The organism is Stenotrophomonas sp. YJH_SMC_123 (genome assembly GCF_059368215.1).
The window spans coordinates 388,613-411,965 of sequence record NZ_JCAFRM010000003.1 but is presented as its reverse complement, the minus strand read 5'-3'; the positions used below and the strand labels follow the sequence as shown (position 1 = coordinate 411,965).

Genomic DNA, 23,353 nt, shown 5'->3' with positions numbered 1-23,353 from the left:
AAGCGATCTGACCCCCGACGTGACGTACTACTCTGGTAGAGGCCGGCCTTGGCCGGCACTGCTCCGTTACCCCTTCACGCACAGCACCTGGCGCAGGGTGTGCACCACCTCGACCAGGTCCAGCTGCGCTGCCATCACATCGTCGATCGACTTGTACGCGGCCGGTGACTCGTCCAGCACGCCGCTGTCCTTGCGGCATTCCACGTGCGCGGTGGCCTCGCGGTGCTGGGCCAGCGTGATCTGCTGGCGCGCCGTGCCACGGCTCATCACCCGGCCGGCACCGTGGCTGCAGCTGTGGAAGCTGTCGGCGTTGCCCTTGCCGCGCACGATGTAGCTGCGCGTGCCCATGCTGCCGGGAATGATGCCCAGCTCGCCTTCGCGCGCACTCACCGCCCCCTTCCGGGTCACCAGCAGTTCCTGGCCGTGGTGCGTCTCCTTCTGCACGTAGTTGTGGTGGCAGTTCACCGCCATCGCTGCCAGCTGGAACTTCGGCAAGCGGTGGCGCATCTCGGCCAGCACGCGCGACATCATCGCCTCGCGGTTCTGCCGGGCGTAGTCCTGCGCCCACGACACGGCTTCGACGTAGTCATCGAACAGCGGCTCGCCTTCCATGAAGAACGCCAGGTACTTGTCCGGCAGGTGGAAGCCGAGCACGCGCCGGGCCAGTTCCTCGCGCGCCTTCTCGATGAAGTAGGTGCCGATCAGGTTGCCGGTGCCGCGCGATCCGCTGTGCAGCATCACCCACACCGTGTCCGTCTCGTCCAGGCACAGTTCGATGAAGTGGTTGCCACCACCCAGCGTACCCAGCTGGCGGTCGAGCTTGTCGGTGCGGATTCTGCGGTGCCTGTCCTTGATCTTCTCCAGGCCGGCGGCCAGCCCGGACTGCACGAGCCGCGTGTGGATGCTGTCGGGCATGCGGTGATGCTCGCCGCCGCGTCCGTTGCCGACCGGAATGCTGCGCTCGATGCTGTTGCGCAGCTGCCGCAGGTCGTCGGGCAGGTCGTTGGCGCGCAGCGTGGTGCGTACCGCCGCCATGCCGCAGCCGATGTCGACGCCGACCGCGGCCGGGATGATCGCACCGCGGGTCGGGATCACCGAGCCGACGGTCGCGCCCTTGCCCAGGTGCACGTCCGGCATCACGGCCACCCACGGCCCGACGAACGGGATCGCGGCGATGTTGCGCAGCTGCTCATGCGCCTGCGCTTCCAGCGGCACACCGTTGACCCAGCCCTTGATCGGCGTGGTGCCCTCGGCGTGCAGCCATTGATAGTTGTGTTGAGTGTCCATGTCTTCGTGTATGTCCTTGATGGGCCGGCGGCGCGTCCCTGCGCCGCCGCTACCCCCTACCTGATCGTCACCAGCTGCTTCAGCACGCCATCCAGGCCGCCGAACACGGTGAGCGTGTCGATCTTCTCGGTGACCTTCTCCAGTGCCTCCAGCTCCTTCAAGCGCATCAGCACCGGGTTGTCCTCGATCAGCTTTGCGGTGTTGAGCTGCGAACGCGTGGCGTTGGCCTCCTCGCGGCGACGGATCACGCTGGCCTGGGCCTGCTTCTCGGCCAGCACCACGCCATTGAGGATCTCCTTCATCTCGCCCGGCAGGATCACGTCCTTGATGCCCACGCCGAGCAGCCGCACGCCGTGGCCCTCGATCGCGGCCTGCACATGGGCGGCGATCTCGCCGTCCAGCGCCGCCTTGTCGCCCAGCAGCTCGTCCAGGCTGCGCGCGGCTATCGCCTGGCGCAGGCCGAACTGCAGCTGCCGGTAGACGAACTCATCGGCATTGCTGAGCGTGCGGTGTGCACGCACCGGGTCGATCACCTGCACGGTCGCGGCCAGGTTCACCCGCAGGGTCACCTTGTCGCGGCTGAGCAGCTCCTGGCCGGACACGTCCAGCGAACGTGCACGCAGTTCCACGCGCTCCACCGACACGTTGCCGTTGAAGTTCCAGAACGCGTGCAGGCCGGCGTCCAGCGTCTGCCGCAGCGTGCCATCGATGAACAGCAGGCCGACCGACTCGCTTGGCACGGTGCTGATCACCGCCACACGCGGCAGCACGCCCAGCTGGCCCAGGCGTTGCTGCACGTCCGCCGGGATGCGCGGCTCGTCACCCAGCGCCATCACGCGTACCTGGGTGTCGACCGAACCCCGCCAGTACAGACGGCGGCTGCCCGGCGGCAGCACTTCATCGATGCGGCCGTTGCGCAGCAACAGGCCGACTTCGGTGGCGCTGACATTGGCCAGCACGAAGTGCGTGTCCAGCGTCGCGCCCAGTGCCTCGATCAGGCTGTCCTGGTCGCTGCCGGTATAGGCCGCGCCCTTCGATGCGGTGTGGATGTCCACGTGCGGGCGGCCGCCGAACGGCGACAGGCGGTGCACGCCCGGCAGCAGCATCTGCTGGAAACGACGGTTGCGATACACCAGGCCGCGCTCGCCGTCGCCGATCACGACCTTGATGGTCCAGAACATGGGAGTCTCTCCTTGTATGGCTCTGGTGGTTCGACCCGTTGCGGATGAATCGCCATGACCCGGGTCGATCAGGTCGTGGCGCGGCCGCCTGCACACCACGTGCAGGCAGCGGAAGAGGGCGGCCATCGGCGGACGGTCCGCGCGCGGAGCCTTCGGTGCGCCGGCAGTGCTGCCATCGCCGTTCCCGGCAGGCAGCACCGGGGCGGAACGTGGCTGGCAGTGGCGGCGGGCCGGGGCCCGGCGTGCGGTCCGTTGCCTTCCACGCCCCGCCCGAAGGCGATGGCGGTGGACGGCGACAATGGCCGCTGGGGCTTGCGCCCCGGGTGTTGCTTCAAGTCATGACGTGACAGGTCATGTGGTTTGGAGTGGGAGTCGAACCCACGACAGACGGAATCAGGATCCGTTGCTCTACCCTGCTGAGCTATCCAGTTGGGGACCGCGCGGAATCGAACCGCGTACCGGCGAACCGGCGCCTGCCTCCAGCAGGCGATCCAGGCGATGGCATGTCCGCGACCTCCGGCATACGCCACGGCAACGCCGCGCGCACCAGCCCGTGATGGAAACGGGACCGTTGGAGAATCGAGGGTGCAGGCCACCGACATTATCGACGAGCGATAATGTTTTGATGCGATGCAGATAATGTCCTGGCGCAGCCGATCGCGCGAAGTAAATCCTTCGGCGGGGCGGGAGAAACCTGGGTCAGTGAGCGGCGGGTTGCCGCGCGGGGTGCAGTTCTGGCATCGCGGGTCCTTGTGCCGACGCAAACGAAAACGCCCCCGGGACTTGCGTTCCGAGGGCGTCGTCAGGCCTCGGAGATCGGGGTGGCCGATCTCCGCAGGGCGGGTATCAGGCCGTTGTCAGCTGGTCTTCCTTGCCGAACGCGCGCGCCAGCCCGTCCATGCGCAGGCATGGCAGCAGTTTGGCGATGGCGACGGAATGCGCGTTCAAGGGAAGTTTCCAGAGGTTGTTGAAACGAGGTGCGCACGATAAACCACGATTTAGTCGCGTGCAACCATTTTGTTCAATTGTTTTCTTCGGCACGTGGGCAATGCCGGCCAGCGGCCGGCGCTACCGGGCCTCACGCTTCGGCGCTGGCGGCATCCAGCTGCGCGACATCCTGCACGCTCAGCGACACGTTGGCCGCTGCCAGCAGATCGTGCAGCTGTTCGACGCTGGTGGCGCTGACGATCGGCGCGGTGATCGACGGCCGCGCGATCTGCCATGCCAGTGCGATCTGTGCGGCGCTGGCACTGTGCTTGCTGGCCACGTCATCCAGCGCCTGCAGGATGCGCAGGCCGCGCGGGTTCAGATAGCGCTTCACCACCGTTTCGCCACGTGCCGGGCTCTTGGCCGCATCGGCCGGTGTGCGGTACTTGCCGCTGAGGAAGCCACTGGCCAGGGCGTAGTAGCCGATCACGCCGATCTGTTCGCGCTGCACCAGCGGTTCCAGCTCATTCTCGTAGCCGGCACGGTCGTACAGGTTGTACTCCGGCTGCAGGGTTTCGTAACGCGGCAGCTTGTAGTCGGTGGACACCTTCAGCGCATCGGCCAGGCGCGTGGCGCTGTAGTTGGAGGCACCGATGGCGCGCACCTTGCCGGCTTCGATCAGGCGGCCGAACGCGGCCAGGGTCGCTTCCAGTGGCGTCGACTCATCATCCTCGTGGGCCTGGTACAGATCGATCACGTCGGTCTGCAGGCGGCGCAGCGAATCCTCGACGGCCGCATTGATGTTGTCCGGGGTCAGGCCGGGGCGTTCGGCCCATTTGGCCACCTTGGTCGCCAGCACCACCTTGTCGCGCTTTCCGCTGCGCGCGAACCATTTGCCGATCAGCGTTTCCGATTCGCCGCCGGCGTTGCCCGGCACCCAGGCCGAATACACATCGGCGGTGTCGACCAGGTTGAAGCCGGCGTCGACGAAGGCATCGAGCAGGGCGAAGCTGGCCTTCTCATCGGCGCTCCAGCCGAACACGTTGCCACCGAAGGCGAGCGGACGTACATGCAGGCCGGAACGGCCCAGTTCGCGGGTTGCCGTCATGGGCACGGACTCCTTGGGGGAAGTGCTCCAGAATAGAACGCGTAGTGTGACCGTGCTGCGGCGGCGACCACAAAACAGTGTTCCGCGATACGCACGCGGCTAACGTTTTGTGAACACCTGGGGCGCCGCGGCTGCTAGTCTCGCCGCATCTTCCGCTGGAGTCGCTCCGATGATGCCTGCTTCGTCCCTGCGTGGTTGCCGCCTGCTGCTTGCTTCGGCCCTGCTTGCCGCTGTTCCCGCGTTTGCCGCACCGGCCACGGTCGCGCCGGCGAAGATCCAGGTGTCGCCGGCCATCGACGCGGCGGTGAAGGCGCCCACCCGCGATGCCAACAACGTCAAGCGCGACGGTTTCCGCCACCCGGCGCAGACGCTGTCGTTCTTCAAGGTGACGCCGGAAAAGACCGTCATCGAGATCACCCCCGGCAACGGCTGGTACTCGGAGATCCTGGCGCCGCTGCTGCACGACAAGGGCCACTACGTTGCTGCGGTGGTCGATCCGATGGCGGTGCCCGAAGGCCGCGGCCGTGACTACCAGCAGCGCAGCCGCGACAGCCTGGAAAGGAAGTACGCCGCTGCACCGGCACAGTTCGGCAAGACTGCCGTGGTCGCCTACGATCCGGCCAAGCCGGTGTTCGGCCCGGCCGGTTCAGCCGATGTGGTGCTGACCTTCCGCAACGTGCACAACTGGCGCAAGGCCGGCCAGGCGCAGGGCATGTTCCAGGGCTTCTTCAACGTGCTCAAGCCGGGCGGCGTGCTGGGCGTGGTCGAGCACCGCGCCAAGGCCGACGTGGCTGACGACGATGACACCGGCTATGTCGGCCAGCAGCAGGTGATCGCGATGGCCGAGGCCGCCGGCTTCAAGCTGGACGCGCGCAGTGAGGTCAACGCCAACCCGCGCGACACCAAGGACCACCCGAACGGCGTGTGGACGCTGCCGCCGACCAACCAGCACGACAAGGCCGATGATGCGAAGTACCAGACGATCGGCGAAAGCGACCGCATGACCCTGCGCTTCATCAAGCCGTAAGAGGGGTGCCGGGCTGGCGCATGCTGACTCTGTAGAGCCGAGCCCATGCTCGGCTGCTGTTGCGTTCCGCCGTGCTGTGCGCGATGAGCCGAGCATGGGCTCGGCTCTACAGCCGAGTGGCGCGTGGCGCGGCATGGGACAATGCGCCACCCGCCGACTGCCGTGCCCGCAATGCTGATCGCCTTCAACAAGCCCTTCAACGTGCTCTGCCAGTTCACCGACCGCAGCGTACCGCCGCGACCGACGCTGTCCGGGTTCGGCCTGCCGCCGCGCGTGTATGCCGCCGGTCGCCTGGACCATGACAGCGAAGGCCTGCTGCTGCTGACGGATAACGGCACGCTGGCGCACACGTTGACCGACCCGAAGCACAAGGCCGACAAGACCTACTGGGTGCAGGTGGAAGGCACGCCCAGCGATGAGCAGCTGCAACGGTTGCGCGATGGGGTGGAGCTGAATGACGGGCCGACCTTGCCGGCGAAGATCGAGCGCCTCGATCCGGCGCCGTCGCTGTGGACACGCGATCCGCCGGTGCGCTTCCGCAAGACCGTGCCCGATGCCTGGCTGGCGATCACGATCCGCGAGGGCCGCAACCGCCAGGTGCGGCGGATGACCGCGGCAGTGAACCTGCCAACGCTGCGGCTGGTGCGGGTGGCGATGGGGCCCTACCGGCTGGACGACCTGCAGCCGGGGCAGTGGCGGCAGATCGGTTGAAACAGAAAGGGCCGGATACCTCGCGGCATCCGGCCCTCTCGTAGCTGGTAGGGTCAGAGCCCTTCCTGCGGAAGGGCTCTGACCCGGGCAGCTTCACGCGTCGCTGCCGATATCGCTGTGCTCGTCCACCACGGTGTCGTTGCGACGGTCGCGTGCGTGGATGCGCTGCGCCTGCCCATTCACCACGTGGCCATTGGCAGCCTTCTTCTTCTGCTGCTTGCGGTACAGCGCATAGCCGAGCAGGCCGACGCCGACGGCAGCCGCGGCAATGGTCACGGCCGGGTTGCGGCGGGCGAACTTGGTGGCGACCTTGCCGCCGGTCTTCACTGCGCCGAGGGCGGCGCCGGTCTTGATCCAGTCCGCGTTGCGCAGGCTGCCACCGGCGCTCTTCAGGCCATCGCCGGCGGTGTGGGCCAGCTCCAGGGCGCGCTCCAGAGCGCGGTCGGTGATTACGGTCAGCTTGCTCATGCGGGGGTCCTTTGCCTCGGGTCGAAGTCCAGTGTCGCGTGTTGCCCGTAAACGGTATGTCAGTCGGGGACGCACGTGGTGTGACTTTACCGCAGCCATTCAGGATCAGGCAGGCTCCGCACCCGGTAGTGCCGGTCGCTGGCCGGCAATGCTCTCCGCCTGGTGCCAGGGGGCTGTCGGCCAGCGGCCGGCACTACCAATCAGGTTCCGCGCGGCTTGGCCCGGTGCGTGGCCGTCGCCGTCCACGGATCATCCGGCCATGGGTGGCGCGGGTAACGGCCCTTCATCTCCTTTTTCACTTCGGCGTAGGTGCTTTCCCAGAAGTTGCGCAGATCCTGGGTGACCTGCAGCGGGCGGCCGCCGGGGGAGAGCAGGTGCAGGGTCAGCGGCACGCGGCCATCGGCGATGCGCGGCGTGTCGGCCAGGCCGAACAGTTCCTGCAGCTTCACCGCCAGCACCGGCGGCAGCGGATCGCCGCTCTCGCTGTCCAGCGCATAGGTGATCGGCCGCTCCAGTCCGGACGGCACGGTGATGCGGGTCGGCGCATGACGCTCGACCAACTGCCGTTGTGACCACTCCAGTGGCGATTTCAGCGCCTCGCCGAAGCTGGATTCATCCAGCGCATCCAGTCGCGTCCTGCCGGCGAACGCGGGCTGCAGCCATTGCGCGCGCGTGGCCAGCAGGGCATCGTCGCTGCAGTCGGGCAGGCCGAGCTCGGGCATCCAGCGCCGCAGCGATTCCACCCGTGCCTGCCACTGGCGCAGGCCCTCGGTCCACGGCAGCGCCTGCAGGCCGAGCTCGGCCACCGCATCGGTCAGCGCCTGCGCGGCGTGCTGCGGATCGACCCGGCCGGCCGAGCGGCTGTCCAGCACGATCCGGTCGAAACGGGTCTCGCGCAGCGCCACCAGGGCGCGTCGCTCGCTCTCCCAGCGCACCACGTCTTCGGTGACGAAGCGCTCCGGCCATGCCTTGCGCAGCTGGCCTTCATCCACCGGTGCGGCACGCAGCAGCAGCGCATCGCGCGCCTCGAAGCGCAGTTCGCTGGCCACCAGCCACGGCTCACCGCGCAGGTCACTCAGTTCGTGCAGGCGCGCGCTGCGGCCATTGGCCAGCAGGTAGCGCAGCGGATCGCCGGGATGCTGGAAACCGATCCGGTCGGGAAAGGCGTGTGCAAGCAGATCGCCCAGTTCGTGCGCCTCGATGCTGGCCGGCGGCGTAGCCTCGCAGCGCAGGCGGCGACGCCACTGCTTGGCGGCGGCATCAATGGCGGCCAGCCCGCTGCGGTTGGCATCGCCCGGCGCGCGGCCAGTGCGGAACGCGGCCAGTGCGCGCCAGCGGGCCGCCAGCGCGTCACCGCCCTGGCGCAGCGGGTCGCGCGCTTCCAGCAGGGCGGCCAGATCGGCGGCCAGCGCCTGCGCGCGGGCATCGGGCGCTGCCAGCAGCATCGCCGCCATCCGCGGGTGCGTACCCAGCGCCAGTACACGGCGCCCGAGTGCGGTGATCGCGCCCGAGTCCGACAGTGCACCCAGGCGTTGCAGCAGTTCGCGCGCCGCACCCATCGGGCCGGCCGGTGGCGGGTCGAGGAAGCGCAGGTCGCTGCTGCCCCACGCGGCCAGTTCCAGCGCCAGTCCGGCCAGTTCCACCTGGTCGATCTCCGCGCGGCGCTGCGGCTCCAGCCGCTGCGACTGCGGCCACAGCCGCCAGGCCACGCCCTCGGCCACGCGACCGGCACGGCCCGCGCGCTGGTCGGCCGACGCCTGCGCGATGGCCACCACGTCCAGCCGGGTGAAGCCGCTGTTGGGGTCGTAGCGCGGCTCGCGCGCTTGGCCGCTGTCGATCACCACGCGCACGCCGGGCAGGGTCACCGACGACTCGGCCACGTTGGTCGCCAGCACCACGCGACGGCGGCCATCGCTGGCGGCCTGCAACACGCGCGCCTGTTGTTCCACCGGCAGCTCGCCATGCAGCGCCAGCACCTCGACGTTGCCATCGAGTGACTCCTGCAGGCCGGCCTGGACGCGCGCGATCTCGCGCTGGCCGGGCAGGAACACCAGCAGGTCACCGGGGTGCTCGGCCAGTGCCTGCTGCACCGCGCGGCGCACCTGCAGTTCCAGGGCTTCATCGCGGCGCGCCGGGAAGTGGCTGATCGCCACCGGATAACTGCGGCCCTCGCTGCTCAGCCGCGGCGCATCGAGGAAGCGTGCCAGCCGCTCGCCGTCCAGCGTGGCCGACATCACCACCAGGCGCAGGTCGTCGCGCAGCTGCGCCTGCACGTCCAGCGCCAGCGCCAGGCCCAGATCCCCACTGAGATGGCGCTCGTGGAATTCATCGAACAGGATCGCGCCGACGGTTTCCAGCATCGGGTCGTCCTGCAGCATCCGGGTCAGGATGCCCTCGGTGACCACCTCGATGCGGGTGCGCGCGGATACCTTGTTCTCGAAGCGGATGCGGTAGCCGACCGTGCCGCCGACCTCCTCACCCAGCTGCCGTGCCATGAACAGCGCCGCGCTGCGCGCGGCGACCCGGCGTGGTTCCAGCAGGATGATCTTGCGGCCCTGCAGCCACGGCGCGTCGAGCAGCGCCAGCGGCACCTGGGTGGTCTTGCCGGCACCGGGCGGGGCCTCCAGCACCAGCCGTGGTTGCACGGCCAGCTGCTGCTGGATCTGCGGCAGCAGCGGGGAAATCGGGAAGAGCGGGGCGTTCATATGCAAAGGATAAGGGGCCACGGCAGGCGCAGGTACAATGCGCGGGCACTTTTCCCCCGCGATGACCATGCACCTGATCGATATCGGCGCCAACCTGACCCACGACTCCTTCGACCGCGACCGCGATGCCGTGCTGGACCGCGCGCGCCAGGCCGGCGTGGTGCAGATGGTCATCACCGGTGCCAGCCGCGAGCACTCGCCACTGGCCCTGCAGTTGGCCCAGCAGCACCCCGGCTTCCTGTACGCCACCGCCGGCGTGCACCCGCACCACGCGGTGGAATACACCGAGGAATGCGATGCCGAAATGCGCGCGCTGCATGCCCACCCGGAAGTAGTGGCGGTGGGGGAGTGCGGGCTGGACTACTTCCGCGATTTCTCGCCGCGCCCGGCCCAGCACCGCGCGTTCGAGCGCCAGCTGCAGCTGGCCGCGGACAATGGCAAGCCCCTGTTCCTGCACCAGCGCGATGCGCATGCCGATTTCATGGCACAGATGAAGAACTTCGAAGGCCGCATCGGCCCGGCGGTGGTGCATTGCTTCACCGGTGAGCGTGACGAGCTGTTCGACTACCTGGACCAGGACTGGTACATCGGCATCACCGGCTGGCTGTGCGACGAGCGCCGTGGCGCGCACCTGCGCGAACTGGTGAAGAACATCCCGGCCAACCGCCTGATGATCGAGACCGACGCACCGTACCTGCTGCCGCGCACGCTGAAGCCGATGCCGAAGGACCGCCGCAACGAACCGATGTTTCTCTCGCACATCGTGGAAGAACTGGCGCGTGACCGTGGCGAGGACGTGGCAGTTACCGCCGCGAATGCAACGGCCGCGACGCGTACGTTCTTCCGCCTGCCCGGCGCAGGTTGATGGTAGTGCCGGCCGCTGGCCGGCAACACGGTTGATTGCCGGCCAGCGGCCGGCACTACCGGAGCAGGTCGCGCAGGCCCTCACGGTAGCTGGGGAACCGCGGCGCCCACGCCAGTGCTTCACGCGTGCCACGGCTGTCGATGCGCTTGTTGCTCTGGTAGAAGCGTCGCAGGGTCGGGCTGAGTGCAGGGTCGTCCCATGCCACGGCAGGTGGCATCGCAAACCCGCCCAGCTGCGCGGCGAAGGCCAGTACCTCCTGCGGCGGTGCCGGCTCGTCATCGGCCGGCAGATACAGGCCATCCACGCACGGCCGCTGCATCGACGCGATAACGACCGTCACCAGGTCATCCACGTGCAGCCGGTTGAATAGCAGCCCGGGACGCACTACGTGGCGGGCACGTCCCTGCGCCAGCTGCAGCAGCGCATTGCGCCCCGGCCCGTACAGGCCGGGCAGGCGGAACACTGCCGATGCGATGCCGCGTTCTCCTGCAAGCGCACGCCATTGCGCTTCGGCCCGCAGGCGCTGCACGCCGGCTGCTTCAGTGGCATCGGCTGCGCTGCGCTCGTCGACCCAGCCGCCGGCGCGGTCGGCATACACCGAGGTGGACGACAGATAGCCCACCCAGCGCAATGCCGGGCTGGCCCGCAGCGCGGGCAACAGCAGGCGCAGTGCAGGATCGCCATCGGCGTCGGGTGGCACACTGCACAGTACGGCCTCGGCCTGCGCGATCTCATCGAGCAGGGCGGGCGATGGCGTGGCATCGGCACCCAGCGGATGGCGACGCAGACCATCGCGTGGTGCCGATGCGGGATCGCGTACCGTGCCGGCGACGTGTGCGCCCAATGCCTGCAGATGTCGGGCCATCGCACCGCCACTCCAGCCCAGCCCGAGGATCAGCACCCGCGAGGGCGATGCACTGGCGGCGGAGATGATGCTCACGCGCCGCGCAGTGCCTGGTAGGCCTGCAGGCTGCTGTAGGCGACCTGCAGCAGCAGGGCTTCCTGGTCGGCCTTGCGCGCGCGGGCCAGCATGTCGCCGACGATCTGTTCGGCCTCCACCTGTTGGCCGGCTTCCAGGTCACGCAGCATCGATGCCTTCAGTGCCGAGCCGGCCTGGGTCAGGGTGTCGCGCGCGGTGTCCTGCGCGGCCACGGGAACCGGTTCACCGGCGGCTTCGGCCACGGCCAGGCATTCGTCGTACAGGCCGCGCACGATCGCCTCGCCATCATCGGTGGCAACGATGGTGCCGATGTCGGCGCGCAGCAGGCAGGTCGCCGCCGCCAGCGCGGTAAGGAAGGTGTACTTGATCCATTGTTCCTGGCCGATGTGTTCGCTGGCCAGGTGATCAAGATGGGCCTGCGCGCAGACCGCAGCGAAGGCGCGCACGCGCGCCGAGGCCGCGCCGCTGTCGCGCTCGCCGAAGGTGAGCTTGGCCGGTTTGCCCAGGTGCAGCACCGCACCGTCGGGGGCCTTGGTGGCGCTGATGAAGCACAGGCCACCAAGCACGGCGTCGCGGCCGAAGCGCGCGTCCAGTGCGTTGTAGTGATGCAGGCCGTTGAGGATCGGCAGCACGGTGGTGCCTGCGCCCACGGCCGGGGCAATGGCGTCGATCGAGCTGTCCAGGTCGTAGGCCTTGCAGCTGAGGATGACCAGGTCGAACGGCTTCTGCGCGGCCAATGCGGGCAGTGCATCAGCGGTGACATGCTGCACGGGGAAGCTGGCATCGCCGAGCGGGCTGCGGATGACCAGGCCGTCGCGATCCAGCTGGGCGGCGCGCGCGGGGCGCACGAGGAAGGTCACGTCCACACCGGCCTGGGCCAGGCGACCACCGAAGTAACCGCCGGTACCGCCGGCGCCGAGGATCAGGATGCGCATTGCACGTTCACCGTGTTCTGGGGAATCAGGATTTCGATTGTGCCGGAGATCGCGGCCAACGGCGGTGCCACTCGTGGTGGTTCGCGGAAAGCACGGTTCAGTGGGGTTGGCCGGGTGCGGCCACCACGGAAGACAGATCAGGAGCGGAAGCGGGCCGCTCGCTGCGCGAGCGCGTGTAGAACCGCGCTCAGGGCAGCTGTTCGCTGAAGCCTTCGGTGTATCCCAATAGAAGCGTGGTGCGGGAGGACAGCGTTGCAGCCAGTTGTGACCAGGTGTCGTGCGTTCCGGCAGCGTAGACGCGCTGCAGGTCCGCGACCAGAGCGTCCGCTTCCGCAGGCGACGGCGCGCTGTCACGCTGGAAGCCCAGCCACGATGCGCCAAGCCCGAACAGGCGGTAGTCGTAATGCTCTTGCAGGTGCCGGATCAGGGCGTGGTTCTGGAAGATGTTCCAGTCCGCGCTGAAGTAGCCGTTGGGCAGGGCGGCGATCAGCAGGTCGTCACGATCCACGGGCACCTGTTGCACGCAGACCACCTCGTCGACGATGAGATCCGGTGCGGCATTGGCCGCGACCAATGCCTCGATGTCTGCGTCATTGCACATCAGCGTGCCCGCCAGCGTGCTCCATTCCAGCCGATGCGTCGAATGCTCAAGCTGCGCGACCACATGCGCCAGCAACCGCCCGCGTGCCGCCAACGCATCGTCGGGGGTCGCCGGGTCTTCGTCCTCGTAGAGCGCGATGCGCGCGTCGTCTGACGCGTGCATGCTGGTGTAGCGGCACTGGCCGGCATCATCGAGCGTGCACAGGTAGCGATACCGGGGATCAGCCGCGTGCCGCGAGGCCAGGTATTCCAGCACCTCATCCAGCGTGGGTGAATCGCCCAGCAACGCATGGCTGAAGGCATCAATGGGGCCGTCCGACACGGCTTTGTCCAGCGCAATGGAAGTGATCTTCATCGCCACAGCCTAGCTGCAATCCCGAACGAGAAAAGCGGAACATCGGCTTTGCCGTGAAAGCTCCATCCACGCATGGCGTCGATCCATCGTGTCGACCAAGGTCGACACCTACCAGCAGCAGCGGAGAACGACATCCCGGCAGATCGCCGGAATTTGTCGAAGGCGGGGTGGGTCCGATTGCGGGGGTGTCCGCGGCATGGATGCCGCGGCCAAGCCCCCAAGGATGGGTTTACGGCGTCCCCCGCAATCGGACCCACCTCGCCAACCCAAGGAATGCCAGCTTTTGACGTTGCCGTTGAAGTTCACGTTGATTCGGCGGGTGCAGGGCCGCAGGCCCTGCAGGCCACCCTTAGCTGCGCATGCCCACGCCACGGCGCAGCAGCCACAACGCCAGCGCCGTCAGCGCCACCACGAAGCCGATCATCAACCCATAGGCCACCGGCAGCGGCACATCGCTGCTGCCCAGCAGGCCATAGCGGAACGCATTGACCATGTAGAAGATCGGGTTCGCGTGCGTGGCCGCTTCGGCCCAGCCCGGCAGCAGCTTCACCGAATAGAACACGCCACCCAGGTAGGTCAGCGGGGTCAGGATGAAGGTCGGCACGATCGCCACGTCGTCGAACTTCTTCGCATACACCGCATTGATGAAACCGGCCAGCGAGAAGATCGTCGCGCCCAGGATCACCGTGGTCAGCATCACCAGCGGGTGCGGAATGCGCACCGGGGTGAAGAACATCGCGATGATCAGCACGATCACGCCCACCATCAGGCCGCGCAGCACGGCGCCGGCCACGTAGCCCCACAGGATCACCCAGTTCGGCATCGGGCTGACCAGCAGCTCTTCCACGTGGCGGCCGAACTTGGCACCGAAGAACGAGGAACTGATGTTGCCGTAGCTGTTCTGGATCACGCTCATCATCACCAGGCCCGGCACGATGAACTGCATGTAGGTGTAGCCGCCCATGTCACCCACGCGCGATCCGATCAGGTTGCCGAAGATCAGGAAGTACAGGGTCATGGTGATCGCCGGCGGCACCAGGGTCTGGCCCCAGATGCGCATGATGCGGGCGACTTCGCGGCGCACGATGGTCATCAGTGCGATGCGGTTGCGCTGGCCGTCGGTCAGCTCGGTGGTGCTCATGCAGGCTTCTCCAGGTTGCCGGTGAGGCGCACGAACAGCTCCTCCAGGCGGTTGCTCTTGGTACGCATCGAACGCACGCGGATACCGGCCTCGTTGAGCGTGGCGAACACGCGGTTGAGGTCCATTGCGCGCGGCATGTCGATGTCCAGCGTGTGCGGGTCCGGCGCGGTCAGGGTCGCGCCCTCGATCACCGGCAGCTGCGCCGGCAGGTCACCGTCGATGTCCAGCAGGAAGCCCTCCACGTCCAGCTTGGCCAGCAGGGTGCGCATCGGCCCCTGCTCGACGATCTGGCCATGGTTGATGATCGCCAGGTGGCGGCACAGGTACTCGGCTTCTTCCAGATAGTGCGTGGTGAGGATGATCGTGGTGCCGGCAGCGTTGATCTCCTTCAGCACGCGCCACATGTCGCGGCGGATCTCGATGTCCACGCCGGCGGTCGGCTCATCCAGGATCAGCAGGCGTGGGCGGGTCATCATTGCGCGGGCGATCATCAGCCGGCGCTTCATGCCGCCGGACAGCGTGCGGCTCATCACCTGCGCCTTTTCCCACAGGTGGGCCCGCTTCAGTTCCTCTTCGGCGCGCTGCTCCGCTTCCTCGCGCGGCACGCCGTAGAAGCCGGCGTAGTTCACCAGGATGTCGAAGGGCTTTTCGAACAGGTTGAAGTTGATTTCCTGCGGCACCAGCCCGATCAGGCGCATGGTGGCGCTGCGGTTGCGCACCAGGTCGCTGCCGAACACCTCCACCTGGCCCTCGCTGAGGTTGACCAGGGAGCTGATGATGCCGATCAGGGTCGACTTGCCGGCACCGTTGGGGCCCAGCAGGGCGAAGAAGTCGCCCGGGGCCACTTCCAGGGAAACCCCCTTCAGGGCCTGGGTGCCGTTGTCGTAGGTCTTGCGCAGGTCGCGCACGCGCAGGGCGGGCGCCGTATCGTTCTGGGATGCCAAGCTCGAAGCCTTCGCGCCCATGGGCTGGCGCTGGAGAGGGGCGGGGAGGGGCTATTATAGAAGACCCCGAGGGCTTGCCCCGGCTACACACTGTCCCGAAAAGTCGTGCCTGTTCAATTCCCCCTCAAGCTGGTCGGCCGCCGCATGCTGGCCCCGACCGTCGGCCACTACCAGTTCGTGCGTGACGATGGGCAGCCGCTGGATTTCCAGCCCGGCCAGTTCATCCAGGTCCATTTCAGCTACGCCGATGGCACCGAAACCAAGCGCAGCTACTCGCTGGCGACCATTCACGACCACGCACTGGGCCCGGGCGAGGCGGTGGATATCGCGGTCAGCTTCGTGCCCGGTGGCGCCGCCACCGCGCTGTTCGAGGCGCTGGAGCACGGCGGCCAGATCAGTGCATCAGGCCCCTACGGCCGCTTCTGCCTGAATCCCGGTGACCACAATGCCCGCTACCTGCTGATCGCCACCGGTACCGGCGTTACCCCGTACCGCTCGATGCTGCCGCTGCTGGAAAAGGCCATGGCCGAACGTGGTGCGCAGATCGTGCTGCTGCAGGGCGCGCGCAGCCCGGGCGAGCTGCTGTACAGCGAGGATTTCTACAGCTTCGCCGAAAAACACCCGAACTTCCGCTATGTTCCATGCCTGTCGCGCGAACTGCCCGCCGATCCGCATCCGGACGTGCAGCACGGTTACGTGCAGCAGGCGCTGGCCGGTTTCACGCCGGACCCGGCCACGGACATCGCCTACCTGTGCGGCAACCCGGACATGGTCGATGCCTGCGCCGAGCTGCTGAAGGCCGCCGGCCTGGGCAACCCGCAGATCCGCCGCGAGAAGTACGTCAGCAGCAAATAGGTCCGGCTGGCGCCGGCCGCTGGCCGGCAACCCCACGAACCTGGTAGTGCCGGCCGCTGGCCGGCAACCGCACGAACCCCGGTAGTGCCGGCAGCTGGCCGGCAACCACACGAACCCCGGTAGTACCGGCCGCGGGCCGGCAACGGCATGAACCCCGGTAGTGCCGGCCGCTGGCCGGCAACCACACGAACCCCGGTAGTACCGGCCGCTGGCCGGCAACCGCACGAACCCCGGTAGTGCCGGCCGCTGGCCGGCAACCCTGGAAACCGGAGGCGACCCCACGCCGCCCCCGGTGCCCTGCCTTCAGTACTCGATCCAGGCATCACGCCAGGCAGAGCCGGTACCCGGGCGGTAGGCCTCTGCATTGATGTTGCACCAGGCGCCTTCCGGGAACGGGCGGCAGGCATACAGCTTGCCGTCGGTGCCCTTCACCACGGTCTGGCCCGGCGTGTAGCTGCCGATACCCGCGGGGTATACGAAGTCGTAGTCGTCAGCCGGCGGCGGATCGATCGGATCGACCGGATCCGGCACGCGGGTATCGAGCTGGAACAGGTGGCCTGGCTTCAGATAGACGCGGTTCCCGGTAGCCGAGGCGACGGGCGTGATCACGCCGTTCTTCATCACCCCCACGCGCGCCTGCTGCGCAGTGCCATTGACCTTGTGGGCCAGTGCCAGCGGCCACTGGTTCGCAGCGGTCTGGCCGGCGGCAAGGGTGATCTGCGGGCTTTCCAGATCGTTGCCCTGGGCGTTGAAGACCCGCAGGGTCAGGATGGTGCCCACGTCCAGCGCACCACGGGCAGTGACCGGACCCGCGTCCTGCCACTGCGGCGGCGGGGTCACACCACCGCCCCCCTCGAAGCGCACGTCTGCGCAGGTATAGAACGCCTCGCCCGAATCCGAGCGCTGCCAGGTGTTGTAGATGATGTGCTGGCCGCTGCGCTTGGGTAGCGGGCAGTCCAGCTTGTAGACGTCACCGGAGACCGGCACGTTGCCCAGCGTGCAGAATTCCTGCAGGTCGGCCCAGCGCAGCGGGCTGCCCGGTTGCCAGCCATCGCGGGTGACATAGAACTTCCACTCGCGGGTGGCATGCGGGGCCGGCGCCTTGAACTCGAACGTGTAGCGGCCACGGGCGTCGGCTCGGATCGGCGAGGTCTGCCAGTCACTGCGGTTCAGATCCAGGCCGCGGTATTTGCTGTTGCCGCCGCTGCACAACTCGCCATCGGGCACGACGGTCTGGTGGTTGCCATGGGCCTCGGCCTGGTTGATCCCGGCCCAGTCATAGAACGGTTGCGCACCACCGATGGCCTTGGCGGCAGCGCAGGCGGGGTTGGTCGGATTTTCGGGATTGCCCTGGTAACAGGCATAGACACGGCTGGCGGGTTTGGACAGGGTGCCGTGGGCGAACGCGCTGCCAGAGGTGGCAATGCCTGCGATCACAGACAGCGCGATGACGGTCCGGTGTGACAGATGCATGGAGATCTCCTGTGGGTGGTGAAACCCCGCGAAGTCTCGACATCCCGCCCGCCCGCATCCATCGGATTACGTTGAAAAAAGCATCGCGTGGTTGCATATGGGAACGGCTTCCCACTCACACGCTGGCGCGTCTCACGCTATGCAGGGAACGGCGCTCTGCCACCGTTCCCTGTACCCGGTCTCAGTATGCAATCCATGCATCGCGCCAGGCCGCACCCACACCCGGCCGGTACGCCTCGGCGTTGACGTTGCACCATGCACCTTCCGGGAACGGGCGGCAGGCGTACAGCTTGCCGTCGCTGCCCTTCACCACGGTCTGGCCCGGCACATAGCTGCCGATGCCCGCCGGGTACACGTGGTCGAAATCACCGCCCGGTGACGGTGTACCCGGGTCGGGAACCTGGGTATCGAGCTGGAAGCGGTTGCCGTCCTTCAGGTACACGCGGTTGTCGGTGGCCGAGGCGGTCGGCGTGATCACGCCATTGGCAAGCACGCCCACGCGCGCGTGCTGGGCACTGGCATTGACCTTGCGGGCGAGCACCAACGGCCACTGCGCGGGTGCGGTCTGGCCGCTGGCCAGGGTGGCCTCCACACGTTCGACGTCATTGCCGTTGGCGTTGAACACGCGCAGCGCCAGCGTCGTGCCAACCGGCAGCTCACTGCGTGCGGTGACCGGGCCGGCGTCCTGCCATTGCGGTGCCGGTGCGGTCCCTCCGCCTCCCTGGAAGCGCACGTCCATGCAGGTATAGAACGCCTCGGTCGAATCCGAGCGCTGCCAGGTGTTGTAGATCACATGCTGGCCGGTGCGCTGCGGCAACGTGCACTGAAGCTTGTAGGTGCCGTCGGCCGACAGCGGCGTATTGCCCAGCGTGCAGAACTCCTGCAGGTCGGCCCAGCGCAGCGGGCTTCCCGGCTGCCAGCCTTCGCGGGTGACGAAGAAGCGCCAGTCGCGCGTGGCGTGTGGTGCGGTCGCCTTGAACACGAAAGTGAACTTGCCATTGGCATCGGCCTGGATCGGCGTGGTCTGCCAGTCACTGCGGTTCACGTCCAGGCCGCGGAAGGTCGGGTTGTTGCCGCTGCACAGCTTCCCGTCGGGCACCACGGCCTGATGGTTGCCGTTGGCGTTGGCCTGGTTGATGCCGTTCCAGTCGTAGAACGCCTGTGAACCGCCAATCGCTTTTGCAGCGGCACAGGCCGGGTTGGTCGGGTTCTCGGGATTGCCCTGGAAGCAGGCATAGACGCGGCTGACCGGCGTGGTCATCGTGCCGTGGGCGAACGCGCTGCCGGCCAGGCACAGGCCCGCAGCGGCGAACGAGGTGGCCAGCAACAGCGGTGTGGATCGGAATGACATGGCGCATCCTTGTGGTCGTCGAAAGGGAACGGTGACCGCAGGAGCTGCGCTGCGCGGCGGACTTTCGGCGGCACCACGGCGAGTATCGAGCCGCACTGCAGGCGACGGAACCATCGCAGTGCCGATCCGTGACTGCGCATGTGAAGCCCTTCCCGCAGGCTTCACGCAGGGCTGAACGGATGCGCTGGACGTCACGTGACCGGCGTGGCATCGATCACGTCATGGAGATCACGCGACGCAGTCCCGGTACCCACCCGATCTGCCTGGCACGAGAAACAGCCATGCGCCGCGTTGTGCAGCTGCACGAACGCCACCGACGGGTCGGCAAACAGTGCATCCAGGTGGTCGGCCACCTCGGTGCCCGCGCAGACCTGGGCACCGCACATCAGCGCGGCGTGGTCATAGGCACGCATCGAGATCATCCGGCGCTGCACATACGGGGGCACCTCGCCCGGCGGCAGGACGCAACGGGTCACGCCGCGCTGCACGAAGATCGGGCCGGCGGCGCGGTACGGCGAATGCAGCGGCAGGTGGACGTGGGACAGCAGGAGCAGCTCGCTGCCAGGCGCGGGGTCGCTCAGGCTGATCCGGCAGGGATGTCCGCCGTTGGCGCCGGCCCAGCGACGCTGGATGCCGAGCACGGCGAGCGCGCTGTCGCTCATCTCGAACAGGTGCAGGAACGGGCGGTGGTCGATGCCGCCTAGGTACCACGCGTGCATGGGCGTCTCCTTGGGTTTTCCGCGGATTGTGCGCATGCGCCGGTCGCCGTGCTCGCCGTTTTCAGACCCCGCATCGCCGTCGGGCCGGAACACTGGCCCTTGGGGTACTGCTGGCCGCCGCCGATGCCGCCCTGCACGGGCCAAGGCCGAGCGCGGGACTGCCAGGTCTGCGCGCCGTCGGCGGCGGATTCGTCATTGCCCATCGCCGTCGGCGCGCTGCCCGTGTAAGTTGGGTCACATCTTCCGCGGCAGCCCGTCGTGGTCGACAGGAACGTCCTCCAGGGGAAACGAGCACGATGCAAAGACACCACCTCGCGCTGGCCGGGATGCTGGCCAGCCTGATGCTTGCCGGGTGCAGCCAACCGCCGCCGGCCGCCGCCGGAAGCGCCAGCGATGCACCCAGCCGCCGCTTCGGCACGATCGACTTCCAGCCCTGCACGTTGTCCACCGAAGGCGCCAGCGCCAACGTGGAGGCGCAGTGCGCCACCCTGCAGGTGCCGGAGAACCGGGCCCAGCCCGATGGCCGCCGGATCGGCCTGCGCATCGCCTGGCTGGAATCGGGCAGCAGCGGCGCCAGCCAGCCCGACCCGGTGTTCTTCCTGGCCGGCGGCCCCGGCCAGGCGGCCAGCGAGGTGGCGGTCATCGTCGATACCGCACTGCGCCAGGTGCGCAAGCAGCGCGACGTGTTCCTGATCGACCAGCGCGGCACCGGCGGCTCCAACCCGCTCAGCTGTCTGGGCGCAGATGGCAAGCCGCTGCAGATGGACGAGGATGCCGCGCCTTCCGAGGCATCGCTGCGCGACTACGCCCAGCGCTGCGCCGCATCGCTGCAGGGGCGTGCCGATGCGCGCTTCTACACCACCACCGAGGCGATCGCCGATCTGGATGCGGTGCGTGCGGCGCTCGGTGTGGACCAGCTGAACCTGGTTGGCGGCTCCTACGGTACCCGCGTGGCCCAGCGCTATGCCGGGGCCTATCCGCAGCACACCCGCAGCATCGTCATCGATGGCGTGGTACCGAACGAGCTGGTGGTCGGTGGCGACTTCGCGACCACCTTCGAGGATGCGATCGCCCTGCAGTCGGCGCAGTGCCGCAAGGATGCCGCGTGCAGCAAGCGTTTCCCGACCGACACCCGCGCGCAGCTGCGCAGCGTGGTCGACACCCTGCGCCGTGCACCGGTCTCGGTCGAGTATCGCGACCCGGGTACCAACGCACCGCGGCAGGATGTCCTGACGCCGGACAGCGTGGTCGGCCTGGCCTTCGCCTTCTCCTACGTGCCGCAGTATTCCTCGCTGCTGCCACTGGTGCTGGATGAAGCCGCGCACGGTCGTTATGCCCCGTTGGCATCGCTGGCGCGCGGCGCGAACCGCAGCATGGATTTCCAGATCAACCGCGGCATGCAGTGGTCGGTGATCTGCAGCGAGGATGCGCCGCGCTACCACGCGCCGGCCGAGGACCCCGAGCGGCTGTTCGGCAACGAAGTGGCCAGCGCCTTCTTCGCCGCCTGCCCGGTGTGGCCGCACCGTCCGGCGCCGGCAACCGATGCCGTGCCGCTGCGCAGCGACGTGCCGGCACTGCTGCTGTCCGGTGAGCTGGACCCGGTGACCCCCCCGCGCTACGCCGCACAGGTGCTCAAGGGCCTGCCCAATGGCCGTGCGCTGGTCGCCCGTGGCCAGGGCCATGGCACGTTGACCGCCGGCTGCATGCCGCGGCTGCTCGGCCAGTTCATCGACAAGACCGATGCCAAGGCGCTGGATGCCGGCTGCCTGGACACGCTGAGCTACGTGCCGGCGTTCACCTCGTTCAACGGATGGGAACCATGATCGTCGCCGACAACCTGCACAAGGCCTTCGATACCCGCACGGGCCGCATCCAGGCGGTCGCCAACGTCGGCTTCCGCGCCGGCGATGGGCAGATCACCGGCCTGCTCGGCCCCAACGGTGCCGGCAAGACCACCACCATGCGCATGCTCTACACGCTGATGACCCCTGACCAGGGCAGCATCAGCGTCGATGGCATCGATGCCGCCGGCAATCCGGTGGAGGTACGTCGCCACCTGGGCGTACTGCCCGATGCGCGCGGCGTCTACAAGCGTCTGACCGCGCGCGAGAACATCGCCTACTTCGGCGAGCTGCATGGCCTGTCGGCCGAGCGCATCCGCGAACGCATCGAGGTGCTGTCGCACGCGCTGGACATGGGCGACATCCTCGACCGGCAGACCGATGGCTTCTCGCAGGGCCAGCGCACCAAGACCGCGATTGCCCGCGCGCTGGTGCACGATCCGCGCAACGTCATCCTCGACGAACCGACCAACGGCCTGGACGTGATGACCACGCGCGCGCTGCGCCGCTTCCTGCTGGGCCTGCGCGAAGAGGGTCGCTGCGTGATCCTGTCCAGCCACATCATGCAGGAGGTGGGCGCGTTGTGTGACCACATCGTGATCATCGCCAAGGGCACGGTGATGGCCGCGGGCAGCGCCGATGATCTGCGTGCGCAGGCCGGTGAAGCCAATCTTGAGGACGCGTTCGTGAAACTGATCGGCAGCGAAGAGGGCCTGCACGCATGAGCATGATGTCGACCCTGATGACGGTGATGCGCAAGGAACTGCGCGACCTGTCGCGTGACCGCCGCACGCTGCTGCTGACCCTGCTGTTCGGGCCGCTGCTGTACCCGGTGCTGCTGCTGGGCATGGGCAAGCTGGCCGAGAGCCGGGTGCGCACCCAGATCGAGGAGCCGTTGCAGATCCCGACGATCGGCGCGGAGAACGCGCCGAACCTGGTGCGCTTCCTCGCCGCACAGGGCCTCAATGCCGCACCGGCGCCGAAGGACCTGGCCGAGGCCATCCGCAGCCAGGATATCGATGTGGCGCTGCGCATCAGCGGGGACTTCGGCAAGGACTGGGCCGAGGGCAAGCCGGCGCTGGTGGAGGTGATCAAGGACAGCACGCGTCGCGCGGCCGAGGTACCCAGTGCACGCCTGGAGGCGGCGCTGGCCACCTACAACGGCCAGGTCGGTGCCTTGCGCCTGATGGCACGCGGCATCGATGCACAGGTGGCACGCCCGCTGGACGTGGCACGCCAGGACCTGGCCAGTGCCGAGGCCAAGCGCGGCATGATCCTGTCGATGCTGCTGCCGGTACTGCTGACGCTGACCTCGTTCATCGGGGGCGCCTACCTGGTGATGGACGCCACCGCCGGCGAGCGCGAGCGGCAGTCGCTGGAACCCCTGCTGGCCACGCCGGGCTCCCGCAGCGCGATCGTCAGCGGCAAGATCGCCGCCGCCTGCGTGGTCGGTTTCGTGTCGCTGCTGCTGACCCTGGTCGCGTTCAAGGTGAGCGCGCAGATCGCACCCGGCAACATCGGCCGCCAGTTCAACATGAACGTCGGCTCGATGCTGCAGATGCTGCTGGTGATGCTGCCGATGCTGCTGATCGGTACCTCGCTGCTGACCTTCCTGTCGGCCGCGGCCAAGAGCATGAAGGAAGCGCAGAGCCACATGACCTGGCTGATGCTGCTGCCGATGCTGCCCGGCTACGCACTGGTGGCCTATCCGCTGAAGAGCGAGATGTGGCAGTACGCCGTGCCGTTCCTGTCGCAGAACCAGATGCTGCTGAAGGTGATCCGCCACGAGACCATCACCCCGACGGTCTGGGCGATCTACCTTGGTGCCAGCCTCGGCCTGGCCGCCGTGCTGTGGTTCGCCGCCGTGCGCCGCTACCACAACGAGCGCCTGGCCATCTCCGGCTGACCCCAAAAAAGGGG

The 23,353-nt window shown here is 67.9% G+C and carries 20 protein-coding genes and 1 tRNA gene; 7 read left to right on the top strand and 14 right to left on the bottom strand.

Features of this window, described 5'->3' with window-relative positions; genetic code table 11:
* Positions 1–66: 66 nt before the first annotated feature.
* From AC5P5W_RS10065 to AC5P5W_RS10050, 4 genes are all read right to left on the bottom strand, one after another.
* Positions 67–1,287, bottom strand: a complete 1,221-nt coding sequence (locus AC5P5W_RS10065; protein ID WP_197575438.1) for an RtcB family protein — start codon at positions 1,285–1,287, stop codon at positions 67–69.
* A 56-nt stretch (positions 1,288–1,343) separates the two neighbouring features.
* Positions 1,344–2,468 carry a slipin family protein gene (locus AC5P5W_RS10060; protein WP_014648820.1) on the bottom strand — a complete coding sequence of 375 codons (1,125 nt, stop codon included), beginning with the start codon at positions 2,466–2,468 and terminating at the stop codon, positions 1,344–1,346.
* A gap of 356 nt (positions 2,469–2,824) precedes the next feature.
* Positions 2,825–2,897: transfer RNA gene (locus tag AC5P5W_RS10055), tRNA-Gln, on the bottom strand.
* Between the two features lie 649 nt (positions 2,898–3,546).
* The gene (locus AC5P5W_RS10050; protein ID WP_111205362.1) at positions 3,547–4,503 is read right to left on the bottom strand and encodes an aldo/keto reductase; all 957 of its coding nucleotides are present in this window, start codon (positions 4,501–4,503) and stop codon (positions 3,547–3,549) included.
* Between the two features lie 169 nt (positions 4,504–4,672).
* Here AC5P5W_RS10050 and AC5P5W_RS10045 point away from each other — a divergent pair, with 169 nt between their 5' ends.
* Entirely contained in the window at positions 4,673–5,530 is an 858-nt protein-coding gene (locus AC5P5W_RS10045) for a class I SAM-dependent methyltransferase (RefSeq protein WP_134809419.1), read from the top strand.
* Between the two features lie 171 nt (positions 5,531–5,701).
* Positions 5,702–6,241 (top strand): pseudouridine synthase, encoded by a 540-nt coding sequence (locus AC5P5W_RS10040; protein ID WP_111205360.1) that lies wholly within the window; start codon positions 5,702–5,704, stop codon positions 6,239–6,241.
* Between the two features lie 93 nt (positions 6,242–6,334).
* Here AC5P5W_RS10040 and AC5P5W_RS10035 read toward each other — a convergent pair whose 3' ends face one another.
* Positions 6,335–6,709, bottom strand: a complete 375-nt coding sequence (locus AC5P5W_RS10035) for a hypothetical protein (protein ID WP_014648816.1) — start codon at positions 6,707–6,709, stop codon at positions 6,335–6,337.
* Positions 6,710–6,909: 200 nt separating this feature from the next.
* The gene (gene hrpB / locus AC5P5W_RS10030) at positions 6,910–9,414 is read right to left on the bottom strand and encodes an ATP-dependent helicase HrpB (protein ID WP_197576162.1); all 2,505 of its coding nucleotides are present in this window, start codon (positions 9,412–9,414) and stop codon (positions 6,910–6,912) included.
* Positions 9,415–9,481: 67 nt separating this feature from the next.
* Here hrpB and AC5P5W_RS10025 point away from each other — a divergent pair, with 67 nt between their 5' ends.
* Positions 9,482–10,279 carry a TatD family hydrolase gene (locus AC5P5W_RS10025; protein WP_046433165.1) on the top strand — a complete coding sequence of 266 codons (798 nt, stop codon included), beginning with the start codon at positions 9,482–9,484 and terminating at the stop codon, positions 10,277–10,279.
* Between the two features lie 55 nt (positions 10,280–10,334).
* Here AC5P5W_RS10025 and AC5P5W_RS10020 read toward each other — a convergent pair whose 3' ends face one another.
* From AC5P5W_RS10020 to AC5P5W_RS10000, 5 genes are all read right to left on the bottom strand, one after another.
* Complete coding sequence (locus AC5P5W_RS10020; RefSeq protein WP_262093735.1) at positions 10,335–11,144, bottom strand: Rossmann-fold NAD(P)-binding domain-containing protein; 810 nt, start codon at positions 11,142–11,144, stop codon at positions 10,335–10,337.
* Between the two features lie 71 nt (positions 11,145–11,215).
* On the bottom strand, positions 11,216–12,154 hold the full coding sequence (gene panE, locus AC5P5W_RS10015) for a 2-dehydropantoate 2-reductase (protein WP_046433139.1): 939 nt from the start codon (positions 12,152–12,154) through the stop codon (positions 11,216–11,218).
* A gap of 187 nt (positions 12,155–12,341) precedes the next feature.
* Positions 12,342–13,109 (bottom strand): hypothetical protein, encoded by a 768-nt coding sequence (locus tag AC5P5W_RS10010; RefSeq protein ID WP_041863959.1) that lies wholly within the window; start codon positions 13,107–13,109, stop codon positions 12,342–12,344.
* A gap of 349 nt (positions 13,110–13,458) precedes the next feature.
* Complete coding sequence (locus AC5P5W_RS10005; protein WP_014038898.1) at positions 13,459–14,250, bottom strand: ABC transporter permease; 792 nt, start codon at positions 14,248–14,250, stop codon at positions 13,459–13,461.
* The gene (locus AC5P5W_RS10000; protein WP_005411567.1) at positions 14,247–15,215 is read right to left on the bottom strand and encodes an ABC transporter ATP-binding protein; all 969 of its coding nucleotides are present in this window, start codon (positions 15,213–15,215) and stop codon (positions 14,247–14,249) included. Before AC5P5W_RS10000 ends, AC5P5W_RS10005 begins: the two co-directional genes overlap by 4 nt.
* Before the next feature lie 84 nt (positions 15,216–15,299).
* Between AC5P5W_RS10000 and AC5P5W_RS09995 the strand changes: the two genes are divergently transcribed.
* Positions 15,300–16,049 carry a ferredoxin--NADP reductase gene (locus AC5P5W_RS09995; RefSeq protein WP_014648809.1) on the top strand — a complete coding sequence of 250 codons (750 nt, stop codon included), beginning with the start codon at positions 15,300–15,302 and terminating at the stop codon, positions 16,047–16,049.
* A gap of 303 nt (positions 16,050–16,352) precedes the next feature.
* Here the strand turns inward: AC5P5W_RS09995 and AC5P5W_RS09990 are convergent, their stop codons facing one another.
* The 3 genes from AC5P5W_RS09990 to AC5P5W_RS09980 form a co-directional block, all read right to left on the bottom strand.
* Complete coding sequence (locus AC5P5W_RS09990) at positions 16,353–17,522, bottom strand: lytic polysaccharide monooxygenase (RefSeq protein WP_197574902.1); 1,170 nt, start codon at positions 17,520–17,522, stop codon at positions 16,353–16,355.
* Positions 17,523–17,703: 181 nt separating this feature from the next.
* Positions 17,704–18,873 (bottom strand): lytic polysaccharide monooxygenase, encoded by a 1,170-nt coding sequence (locus AC5P5W_RS09985; RefSeq protein ID WP_014648807.1) that lies wholly within the window; start codon positions 18,871–18,873, stop codon positions 17,704–17,706.
* A gap of 191 nt (positions 18,874–19,064) precedes the next feature.
* Positions 19,065–19,592: a DUF1203 domain-containing protein gene (locus AC5P5W_RS09980; protein ID WP_164077002.1), complete on the bottom strand. Its 528-nt coding sequence runs from the start codon at positions 19,590–19,592 to the stop codon at positions 19,065–19,067.
* Between the two features lie 296 nt (positions 19,593–19,888).
* Between AC5P5W_RS09980 and AC5P5W_RS09975 the strand changes: the two genes are divergently transcribed.
* From AC5P5W_RS09975 to AC5P5W_RS09965, 3 genes are read left to right on the top strand one after another with little or no spacing between them, the layout of a single operon-like run.
* Positions 19,889–21,415, top strand: a complete 1,527-nt coding sequence (locus AC5P5W_RS09975; protein WP_041863953.1) for an alpha/beta hydrolase — start codon at positions 19,889–19,891, stop codon at positions 21,413–21,415.
* Positions 21,412–22,158: an ABC transporter ATP-binding protein gene (locus AC5P5W_RS09970; RefSeq protein ID WP_046433110.1), complete on the top strand. Its 747-nt coding sequence runs from the start codon at positions 21,412–21,414 to the stop codon at positions 22,156–22,158. Before AC5P5W_RS09975 ends, AC5P5W_RS09970 begins: the two co-directional genes overlap by 4 nt.
* On the top strand, positions 22,155–23,339 hold the full coding sequence (locus tag AC5P5W_RS09965; protein WP_049404907.1) for an ABC transporter permease: 1,185 nt from the start codon (positions 22,155–22,157) through the stop codon (positions 23,337–23,339). Before AC5P5W_RS09970 ends, AC5P5W_RS09965 begins: the two co-directional genes overlap by 4 nt.
* Positions 23,340–23,353 lie beyond the last annotated feature (14 nt).